The sequence below is a fragment of the Phormidium pseudopriestleyi FRX01 genome, from assembly GCF_017313335.1.
Classification (GTDB): domain Bacteria; phylum Cyanobacteriota; class Cyanobacteriia; order Cyanobacteriales; family Laspinemataceae; genus Laspinema; species Laspinema pseudopriestleyi.
On record NZ_JAFLQW010000394.1, the window covers coordinates 1 to 10,559 of the forward strand.

7 protein-coding genes are annotated in these 10,559 nt (G+C 47.8%); all 7 read right to left on the reverse strand.

All coding sequences use genetic code 11. The features are described 5' to 3' along the window. The coding region (locus tag J0895_RS14910; protein ID WP_242541331.1) for a GAF domain-containing sensor histidine kinase at positions 1-2,002 on the reverse strand (2,002 nt) is incomplete at its 3' end. A 590-nt stretch (positions 2,003-2,592) separates the two neighbouring features. After that, positions 2,593-5,433, reverse strand: a complete 2,841-nt coding sequence (locus tag J0895_RS14915) for a GAF domain-containing protein (protein WP_207088849.1) — start codon at positions 5,431-5,433, stop codon at positions 2,593-2,595. 716 nt (positions 5,434-6,149) lie between these two features. After that, positions 6,150-6,617, reverse strand: a complete 468-nt coding sequence (locus J0895_RS14920; protein WP_207088850.1) for an NADAR family protein — start codon at positions 6,615-6,617, stop codon at positions 6,150-6,152. A 341-nt stretch (positions 6,618-6,958) separates the two neighbouring features. Then, positions 6,959-8,080 carry a geranylgeranyl reductase family protein gene (locus tag J0895_RS14925; protein ID WP_207088851.1) on the reverse strand — a complete coding sequence of 374 codons (1,122 nt, stop codon included), beginning with the start codon at positions 8,078-8,080 and terminating at the stop codon, positions 6,959-6,961. A 205-nt stretch (positions 8,081-8,285) separates the two neighbouring features. Further along, positions 8,286-8,834 (reverse strand): ribosome recycling factor, encoded by a 549-nt coding sequence (frr, locus tag J0895_RS14930; protein WP_207088852.1) that lies wholly within the window; start codon positions 8,832-8,834, stop codon positions 8,286-8,288. Then, positions 8,821-9,549, reverse strand: coding sequence for a UMP kinase (gene pyrH / locus J0895_RS14935; RefSeq protein WP_207088853.1), 729 nt, complete (start codon positions 9,547-9,549; stop codon positions 8,821-8,823). The genes frr and pyrH overlap by 14 nt, the downstream gene beginning before the upstream one ends. Before the next feature lie 205 nt (positions 9,550-9,754). Continuing rightward, the gene (locus tag J0895_RS14940; RefSeq protein WP_207088854.1) at positions 9,755-10,318 is read right to left on the reverse strand and encodes a thioredoxin family protein; all 564 of its coding nucleotides are present in this window, start codon (positions 10,316-10,318) and stop codon (positions 9,755-9,757) included. Positions 10,319-10,559 lie beyond the last annotated feature (241 nt).

Consider the following 10,559-nt stretch of genomic DNA (forward strand, 5'->3'; position numbering starts at 1 on the left):
GGGAAAGACAGGTCAAAGAACCCCCATGTTTTTCCACCACGATTTGGTAGCTAATGGATAAGCCCAAACCTGTCCCCGAACCGATGGGTTTCGTGGTAAAAAACGGGTCAAAAATTCGCGATCGCACCTCCTCTGGAATTCCCGAACCGTTATCGCAAATCCGAATCACCACACCGCTTCTGTGCGTCAAGTCCGGGTTTTCCTCACCATTGGAATCGCGATCTCCTGGACTGGTGCTAGAGCTATCATTTTCTACCCATTCGCTGCTGATTTTAATCCAACTAGGATTGGCGCGAATCTGTTCCGAAGTCCGGTCGCGATCGCGCATTTCCAAGGCATCGATCGCGTTGCTCAAAATATTCATAAAAACCTGATTTATTTGCGCCGCATAACAGTCTACCAAAGGCAACTCAGCATACTCTTTAATCAAATGAATTGACGCCCGGTCCCCTTTAGACTTGAGGCGATGTTGCAAAATTAATAAGGTACTGTCAATCCCCTCATGAAGGTTAACCCGCTTTTTCTCCGATTGATCCAGTCGGGAGAAGTTTCGCAAGGATAAAACAATCCCGCGAATCCGTTCCACTCCAACTTTCATCGAAGCTAAAATCTTCGGCAAATCTTCCCTCAAAAAGTCCGATTCGATTTCCTCACTGAATTCTTGAATCGCCTCATGGGGATTAGGATAATATTTCTGGTACTGTTCGACCAATCCCAGTAAATTTTGAGTATAATCCGTAACATGAGTGAGATTTCCATAGATAAAATTCACGGGATTATTAATCTCATGAGCCACTCCCGCCACCAACTGACCGAGACTCGCCATTTTTTCACTCTGGACCAGTTGACTTTGAGCTTGTTGCAAGTTCTGTAAGGTGAGAGATAATTCTTCCTTTTGATGTTTCAATTGCGCGAACAGTTCAGCTTGATGCACAGCCACCCCAAACTGAGCGCCGATTTGACTGAGTAACTCCACCTCATACTCATACCAGTGACGAGGGCCGGAATTTTGATAGGCTGCCAGCAATCCCCACAAAGTTTCTCCAGCGAGAATGGGAACAATGATATAGGCTTTGGCTTGAAACGTTTCTAACAGTTCAATGTGACACTGAGCATGGCCCACACTGTATATATCATTAACGGCAAAGGATTGATTCTCTCGGTAGCGTCCGCCTTGAGTTTCCTGTAAGTGAGTATCAAGGACATCGGGCAGGACCCCCATCAGGGGAGTCCAGCCGGGGGAAACGGATTCCGCGACAAAGTTGCCACTCCAATCGGGTTTGAAGCGGTAGACCCCAACGCGATCGGCCTCTAGGAGTTGCCTGACTTCTTGGGTGGTTGTTTGGAAGAGGGTATGGATATCCAGCGATCGCCGGATTTTATCGATAGTTGTGGCTAAGGCTCGTTCTCGTTGGGCTGCCATCCCTAATTGTGAGGTTTGGGCTTGGAATTTCCCCTGTTCTTCAGAGCGTTCAAGGGCCAGACATAAGTGAGAGGCGATGAGGCGAAGAAACTCAATTTCGCTCGTTTCCCACTGGCACTCTCCCCGACATTGATGCACCCAGAGGAGTCCCCAGAGCGTATCTTGTTGGTGAAGGGGGATGCACAGGTGAGATTTAACCTGTAATCGCGTTAAGAAATCCTGATAGCGCGCGGTCAGGTTCGACTGGGAAATATCGGGGATGACATGAAGTCCTCCGAGATGATAGTAGGGATTACATTCGTCCGCAAAGCTGCGATCGCCTAATTCTGTCCCCAATGCAGCTAAATCTGGCGATCGCACGTCTTCGGCGATAATTTGTCCCCAACTGCCCTGATATTCGGGCCATAAGCGAAAGACTGCAACGCGATCGACATCTAATAACTGGCGCAGATCAGTCACAGTGGCTGGAAAGAGGCTCGCTAAATCCAGGGATTCTCGAATCCGGGCGATCGCCCGAGACAAGATTTTGTACTGTTCCGTTGGACCCTGGGCGATCGCCGTTCTTCGTTCTGACTTCATCAAAAAACCTCCCCCCTTCGAGATGTCCGTTTCTATGACACTCCGTAAATTTTTCATGGCTCATGCTCCATCTTGTATTCTGCCCTTCCACCCGGCTGACTGTTCCTTTAGGGATTGATATGGATTGAATTGAGTAGATGCACGAAGTAATTCTGAGGTCAATTGATATCCCGAACCTTCCCTGATTCCTTCTTATTATAAGATTGATAATTTTTTTTGGGGTGCATCCGATGTTTGGACAGTCTGCCCTCATCCCCCACCAGCCCCATGCTCCCTTTTTGGGTCTGTGTATGTTAGCTGATTTTTCCTTGTTAATCGTTACGAGGAGTGGTTCTCAATGAGACTATAGCAATCCTAAATGATTTATGCCATCTCTTGCTCCCCTCTCCCCCTTTGGGCCGCCGACGAGAAAGGGGTGAGGGCATTCCACAACGGATAAAGGATTGCTATATCAATTCATCTGATTTGCCCTGGTAAATTTTTTCTATCCCATAAAATATGCAAGATTCAAACCTAATCACAGAGGGAAGGGTCAAGTAAAATTCCCCCTCCCTCCAAACAGAGCAAACACCGCCTACAGCTTCCGGAATCTACCGAGAAGAGGGCAGATGGGTGGGGTTTGATGTCTCTACCTCCGGGGTGGCAGAAGGTTTGGATTGAAGGAGCGGAATTTCAATCCAAAATTCAGTCCCCTGACCCGGTTCCGAGAGACATTTAAAGGTTCCCGCGTGTTTATCCACTACAATTTGTTTACTGATGGAAAGGCCCATTCCTGTTCCCTTGCCAATATCTTTGGTGGTAAAAAAGGGTTCAAAAATCCGCGATCGCAGATGTTCGGGAATACCTGGACCATTATTAAAAATACAAATCGCCGCATTTTGTTGCTCATCATCCCCTGTCAGGGTGGTGCGAATTGTAATGCGACAGGGGTGCTGATGGCGTTCTTGAGGCGATCGCTCTTTATCCCAGTCATCTAAGGCATCAATAGCATTGCTCAATAGATTCATAAACACCTGATTGAGCTGTCCGGCAAAGCATTCCACCGGGGGAAGTTTCCCATATTCTTTGATGATTTCAATTTCTGGCCGATCGCCTTTAGCTTTAAATCGGTGGTGTAAAATCATTAAGGTACTATCAATCCCATCATGAATATCCACCGCTTTCATATTCGTTTGATCTAACCGGGAGAAATTCCGCAAACTCAGCACAATCGAGCGGATGCGGTCCGCCCCCACCTTCATAGAAACCAACATTTTTGGCAAATCTTCAATCAGAAAATCGAGGTCTATTTCTTCAATAAACTCCTGAATTTCTGACGGAGGCTCCGGGATATGATATTGGTAGAGTTTTTGCAAATTTAACAAATCCTCTGCATATTGGGTGGCATGATTAAGATTGCCATAGATAAAGTTAACCGGATTATTAATTTCGTGAGCAATTCCAGCCACAAGCTGTCCTAGGCTGGACATTTTTTCCCCTTGAATCAGTTGGGTTTGAGCATTTTGGAGGTCTTCGATCGCCTGTTTTAACTCCACCGCTTGAGCTTGGGCTTTCGCCGCCGCCGCTTGGGTTTGTTGATACAGTTCCGCTTGGGCGATCGCGATCGCCGCCTGATCCGCGAGTTGTTGCAACAGGTCAATTTCTTGTTCTTGCCACCGGCGCGGTTGTTCGCACTCATGGGCAATTAGAAATCCCCACAAATCTGAACCCATGCGAATCGGGACGATTAAATTGGCTTTAACCTGAATGCTTTCTAAAAATTCCCGATGACAGGCACTCAATTCATCCGTGGCGACATTATCAATCGCCCGGATCCGGCCTTTTAAATACAAATTAGAAACATCGGAGGGAATACATCCGGGACAGCGAATCCCTCGAACCGATTGCCAGTTTTCCCGGAGATCTTCTACCGTCACCTCTCCAGTGCCGCTGTCATCAAACTGGTAAATCACCACGCGATCGGTATTCAGCAAATTTCGCACACGCTTGGCAATGGTTTGCAGAATGGTGCTGACATCTAAGGTGCTGCGGATTTGGTCCGTAATTTGTTTCAGGATTTGGGTAAATTTTAACGACTGTTGGAGTTCCTCCGTGCGTTCTTGGACCTGCTGCTCTAGGTTGGCATTGAGGGAATTCACCTCTTTGTAGAGTAAATATTGCTCGATCGCCATTGAAAAATGCTTCGCAATTGATCGAGCCATTTCAATTTCTTCCGGTTTCCAGTCTTGAGTTTGTCCCGTTTTGCGTTCCCGCCACGCATCGAAGGATTGCCGAGGCAGTAATTGCTTGAGATTACTATTAAAGCGTCCCGCCCATAAAGTTTCCGTTTCGATTTCGTTGCGAAATATTGTCAAATATCCAAGATTTTGTTGCCGATAAAACAGAGGCATTACCAGCAGACTGCGGATCCGCGTGGGCCGGAAATCGGGGGTAAAACAGTTAAGGTGGATGGGTTTATAAATATCCGCGATCGCCCGGACGGAAACGGCATGAGATTGTTCTAAATTCCGGCTGGAATTGGCGGTTTTAATCCAGTCTTTCCACAGGGGATGTTCTTCTAGGATGTCTGAGAATTCAGACCTGACTGGAAGCGGTTGTTCCCCAACGGTAAACAGTTGACTGATTGAGTTGTCCAGGTTACCCATCATGGAATTGTGTTTCGCGCCGATGTAGAGCCGGCCCCCCGATCCATTGAGGGCGGTGACAGTGGCTTCTAGTGCCGCATGGACCTCGATGCTGGGTTGAGCGTGGAGTAACCCGGCCACCTGATTGATCGTCGCTTCTCGGGCTTGCTTTTGCTGGGTGGCTTGCAAAAGGGTGGCCTGGGCGATCGCGATCGACACCTGATCCGCCAATAATTGCACCAACTGCAAATCATCTTCAGAAATCGGGCGGGTTTCTACATGATGGGAGACAATCAGACCCCAGAGTTCCTGATGATGGAGGATAGGGACCACCACAGAGGAGTTGATTCCCATTGCTCTGAGGTAGGTCAAATGACACTCATCCACAGGGCGATAGCGGATGCTGTTTCCCACCTCCAAAGATTCAGCCGAGGCATATTCCCGGGAACTGACCCCGATTTGCTGCTTGGCAACATCTACGATGGAACTGACCCGTTCTTTGGTAAACCGTTCTCTAGCTCGTTCGGGAATATCATCAGCGGGAAAATTTAATCCTTTGAGGGAGGGAAGGCGATTTTCATGAATGGACTCGGCAATCACTTTCCCACTACTATCGGGATTGAATTGATAGACCATGACGCGATCAGTTCCTAATAGGGACCGAATTTCCGCAGCCGTAGCCGTGAGAATTTCCTCTAAATCCAGAGATTGGCGAATCCGGTTGAGCATTCGATGCAACAACACTTCGCGATCTAATCTCTGTTGGACGGGTTGTGCGGTATTTGTATTATTATTGTTGATTGTCATAAAAAATGTGCTGTCTTCCAATCCAGATGTTTTTACCTCGGGAAGGTCCAAAACCCTCCGTCTTCCCACTAAATTAGATTTTAAGGCTCTCGAAAAATTACAGGGTTTGAGCGGCACAAATCCCGTTTCTCTACACCCACTCGAATTATTTCGTCGCCTTATGAGTGCCAGTCGGCCATACCCCCCTCGAACGAGACAGGGCTGGATGCCTCATCTTTAGGTAGCTAAACCACTCTAGTCTTTAACTGACTCAGTGATCGATGAGGATCGACATCAGCTATAACTCCCCTGGATGAGTTTCTAGCACAGAGCCTCGGGTTTAGCTCCTGTTCTCCCGGTGGCGGGTCCGATCGCCAAAAACCCCATTTTGATGCCTTTGTCAACATGATATCAATAAAATCTTAATATATTCCAGCGTTGTAGAGTTGCAATGACTTATCATCCTGTTCCCTCATCCTCCCCTGTTGACAAAAATTTAATTTTACGATATAATAAAATTATTTTCAAATTTTCAAATAAATTCAGGTTTTGAATTCTACAGTTTTGGCACAAGGGAAAATTTTATCTGTAGAGAGTGGGTTTCCCTTGTCCCAAAACCGGATTTCTTTCCTGGAGGCGATCGCACCCCCGATAATTTTTATATGTTGTGTATAGCTTCCCATCGCCCCCTTTGAAAACCCCCGAGGGAATCAACTCAGGGTTCCCAAATTGCCCAATTAACTGGACTCTTTTTCCTGAAGGCGTCCTCGGATTTCTTCCCGAACACTCATCAACATCTGGCCGAGATGATTTGGACCCGTGCGATCGGCACCACAGCCCCAGAAATAATCCGTCGGGGAATCCTCAACAATGGTAAGGTCCTCCGTCGCCAGAAGAATCGCCTGGATATCTAAATGGGTCAAAAACTTCGTTAATACCGCTTCTCGCATAATCCCAAGTTTGACCCAATCCCAGTTTGAGCGAGCGGTACGAGAGGGATCGCGTCCTAATTTCGCCGCTTCATCCGGAGTCGGAGCATTTCGGATTTCAGTAATAATCGACTCATCCTCTACCCCAATAAATTTATGAGCTTGATAATAATGCTCGACTGTCGGCCAATGCAGGCCCTTTCTCCGAATTCCGTGGAGGGAAAAATTAGAAAAACAGCCGTAGGGTTCGTCAACTTTGTAAAAGTAAATTGTCATCTCTATAGTTTAGTTTATTTACGCATGAACAATTTCGCTATTTACTAAATATACGATCATCTCAATCCCTTGAACCCGGCTCCCCCTCATTAATTCTATTGTCTATCCAGTGAAAGCTGCGCCCTAGGGCATCGGGACCGGATGCTAGAGCGACCCTTGAAATGATTTATGCCCTCACCCCAATGCCCCTCTCCCAAAACATCCGGCAAGGAGCAGCCGTCAAGGGCATAAATCATTTAGGATTGCTATAGTCCAGGGGTACTTCATGGGTTAGAAACTCGGTTTCTTGTCCTACAGATTTAATTCTGTACCCATGGGTGAGAGGATTGGTCTAAACCTGACTATCCCCCGAAACCGGGAATCAGGTTTTTCTTGAGACGGTCGATCGCCTTGTTGGCAATATCGGCATAACTGGTTTCCCCACACAATACCTCCACCATGCGCTGGGTCGCACTGGGTCGCTTAATCCCTACTTTATAAGCAATTTTGGGAATTTTGTAGAATAAACCTGAGACGCGGGAGGCCCAAACCATTTGTCCTCCCCATTCCTCATTCATCACCTGAGTGTATTGTTCTAGGGCGTTGCTGGAACCGGCGAGGGCGGCATCAATGGACTCTGCCGCCTTGACGCCACTAAACATAGAGGGCCGAATTCCCTCAGCGGTTAAGGGGTCAACGACGCAGGCAGCTTCTCCGGCGAGGATGGCATTCTGGGTGTGGAGTTTTTGCTCTTTTTCCCATAAGCAGAGAAAATCCTGATGCACTTGGGTGGAGAGGGGGAACCCATTGGCTTGGGCATATTGGGTTAAGATTTGGTCGAGATTTTCTTTGGTGTTGCCTTGTAAGTTAGCAATGCTGAGGGTGCAACCATCAGCTTTGGGGAAGTTCCAGATGTAGCCTTTTTTGATGCGACCAAAATCAAATTGGATCAGGGGATTGGGATTGTTTGAGGTAATTTCGACGGCGGCGGCAGGTTGCCGATCGCGTTCTTTAAAGCCCAGCATTTTAGCCATTGGACCTTTGGCACCATCGGCGGCGATCAGATATTTGGCTTCTAGGGTTTCCGTGGCGGTGGTGACTTGCCAGCGATCGCCTTTAAAAGCAATTTGAGTCACCGCACTATTGTCTCGAACTTCGGCCCCTTGTTGTTTAGCTTTGTCGATCAGGAATTGGTCAAAAATATCCCGGCGGACCATCCACATGGGTTCGGGAGTTTCTAGTTGCACCTCTACTGGGTCCTCTCCCTGCCAGGTGTAGCGGAGGCGATCGACTTTCATGGAAATCGCCGGAGTAAAGTCAAAGTCAAACCATTGGGCGATCGCCGGAGAGACACCGCCTCCACAGGGTTTATATCGCGGCAAAGATTCTTTTTCTAGGACTAAAACCGATCGCCCTCGTTTTGCTAAATGATAGGCGGCACTTCCGCCAGCGGGACCCGCTCCTACAATAATGCAGTCAAACATAATGATTGAATTTTCACGTCTCAATTGAATTGATTTTACGGCACGCCCTGGGCGCAAGCACCTCTGTCTGATGACAGAGGACGACCCGGGCATCCTTGACAAACTGTAACGAATAGATGCCAGAAAAACCCAGATAACCTGAAGAATTATCTGGGTTTTTCAGTTAATTACAAACTCGCTAGGCTATAGAAAACGGTCAGAAAAATTAGACAGTGGTGATGTCTTTTTCCTTAGCCGCCAGCACTTCGTCGATTTTTGCAACGTATTTATCCGTCATTTTTTGAATGTCATCTTGCAAAGATCTCGATTCATCTTGGGAGATGTCGCTATTTTTTTCCTGCTTGCGGACTGAATCAATCCCATCCCGGCGAGCATTGCGAATAGCAACCTTACCTTCTTCCGCATATTTTCCGGCAACTTTCACCAGTTCCAGACGGCGATCGCTGGTTAATTGGGGAATGTTCAACCGAATAATTGCCCCATCATTGTTCGGAGTTAAGCCCAAATCCGAGGTTAAAATTGCTTTTTCGATGACAGCCAAACTGCCACGATCAAACGGTTGAATTGAAATCGTACTCGCATCGGGGGTATTGATGCTCGCTAACGATTTCAGCGCAGTGGGCGTTCCGTAATATTCAACCATGATTTTATCCAGCAAAGAGGTATTCGCTCTGCCGGTGCGAATGGTATTAAAAGAGCGTTGAGTCGCCTCAACGGCTCTTTTCATCAGATCTTCTACTTCAGCTAACTTCACAAAAACCTCCCACAATCGTTCCGACGTTTTCTCCCAAGACCGCTCGGCGGATGTTACCCGGTACCGAGAGGTCAAATACTATGATAGGGATATTATTGTCTTTGCACAGGGCGATCGCGGTACTATCCATCACCCGTAAATCGTGCGTTAAAACATGGCCATAAGTCAGACTGTTAAATCGTTTCGCATTGGGGTTCAGATGAGGGTCACTATCATAAATCCCATCAACTTTAGTCGCCTTAAAGATCACTTCTGCATTGATTTCTGCGGCTCTGAGGGCGGCGGTGGTATCCGTGGTAAAGAAGGGATTTCCCGATCCAGCCCCAAAAATAACCACCCGTTTTTTTTCTAGGTGGCGAATCGCACGACGACGAATATAGGGTTCGGCAACTTCCTGCATGGCGATCGCGGTTTGTACCCGCGTCGGGATGCCCATGCGTTCCAGAGAATCCTGTAACGTCATGGCATTCATCACCGTGGCGATCATGCCAATGTAGTCAGCAGTCGCGCGATCCATGCCTGCTGCTGCTCCTTTAACTCCGCGAAAAATGTTACCGCCACCGACAACAACTGCCACTTCTACGCCATCAGCAATCAAATCTGCCAACTGTTGCGCGATTTGCTCAACCACGATGGGATCGATACCGTAATTTAGGTCACCCATCAATGCTTCGCCACTCAGCTTTAGTAAGACTCGCTGGTACACTGTCCCCATCAGCTCTCTGTTTTCCCAACTGTATTTGTCTCCCCCATAAGATAGCAGGATGTCGGCATTTTTCCACGCATTCCATCAGAAATCATCCCCGGGTTGTCTGGGGAGTCGCTGAAATGCCTTGAATAGGGGTCCATTCTGGGGTCTAGGGTCTAGGGTCCTTGGACGGTAACGGCAGTCAGGGGCAGTAATGGTTTAGGGTCCTTTCTCAGAGTAATGGCGATCGCCGAGCATTCGATTCCCATTTGAGGGAACCGCCGATTGCTTCTGTAGACTCTATGGCGATGGTTTCCCCGGATAGCAAGGATGCGATCGCCTTTCTCAAGTAAGAAACCTGCACCTCTTCTGGGCGATCGGGACAATCATCAATCCCGCCTCTATAGCGCAGAATCCCCTCCCCATCCAGCAAAAACACCTCTGGGGTCTTGTTTGCCCCAAAACAATGGGCCACATCCTGGGTGGCATCGCGCAGATAGGGAAAATTCAGGTCCCTTTCCTGGGCGAAGGACTTCATCTGTTCAAAGCTATCTTCAGGATATTGGTTAGCATCGTTGGAGTTAATCCCAATCAGGGTAAAGCCTTGGCTGTTAAAATCCGTCTGGATCTGTTTGAGGCGATCGAGATATGATTGGACATAAGGACAGTGATTGCCTAAGAAAATTACGCCCACTCCCCGATACTCTTCCAAATACCGGGCTAAGTGGTGAACGCGATCGTCTATTCCCGGCAATTCAAAATCCGGGGCATGGCTTCCGATAGCAGTCCCTATCATTTCCATAAAACTGAATTCTCTGTGGTGTGGACTGAGCAGTTGAACAATCGTTAGCGGGGAATACTGTCCTGGCATTTTCCCGACAAGTTGGGTAGTTTACCGAGAATCGGCGTAAAGCCCCCGGATTTATCCGTGGGGATATGAGCCGACCGTGTTAAAATAGTAAAAGCGAGTAAGAATAATCATCTGCGTGATTATTGCATTCTAGTCTTCGGTGAAATTCCGGCACAGTAAGTCACTA

What these genes read in the sequence shown, in the direction of transcription:
- J0895_RS14915 (WP_207088849.1), bottom strand. Translation starts at nt 5,433, where the DNA reads ATGACAATCAACAATAATAATACAAATACCGCACAACCCGTCCAACAG.
- J0895_RS14925 (WP_207088851.1), bottom strand. Translation starts at nt 8,080, where the DNA reads ATGTTTGACTGCATTATTGTAGGAGCGGGTCCCGCTGGCGGAAGTGCC.
- pyrH (WP_207088853.1), bottom strand. Translation starts at nt 9,549, where the DNA reads ATGGGGACAGTGTACCAGCGAGTCTTACTAAAGCTGAGTGGCGAAGCA.
- J0895_RS14940 (WP_207088854.1), bottom strand. Translation starts at nt 10,318, where the DNA reads ATGATAGGGACTGCTATCGGAAGCCATGCCCCGGATTTTGAATTGCCG.
- J0895_RS14920 (WP_207088850.1), bottom strand. Translation starts at nt 6,617, where the DNA reads ATGACAATTTACTTTTACAAAGTTGACGAACCCTACGGCTGTTTTTCT.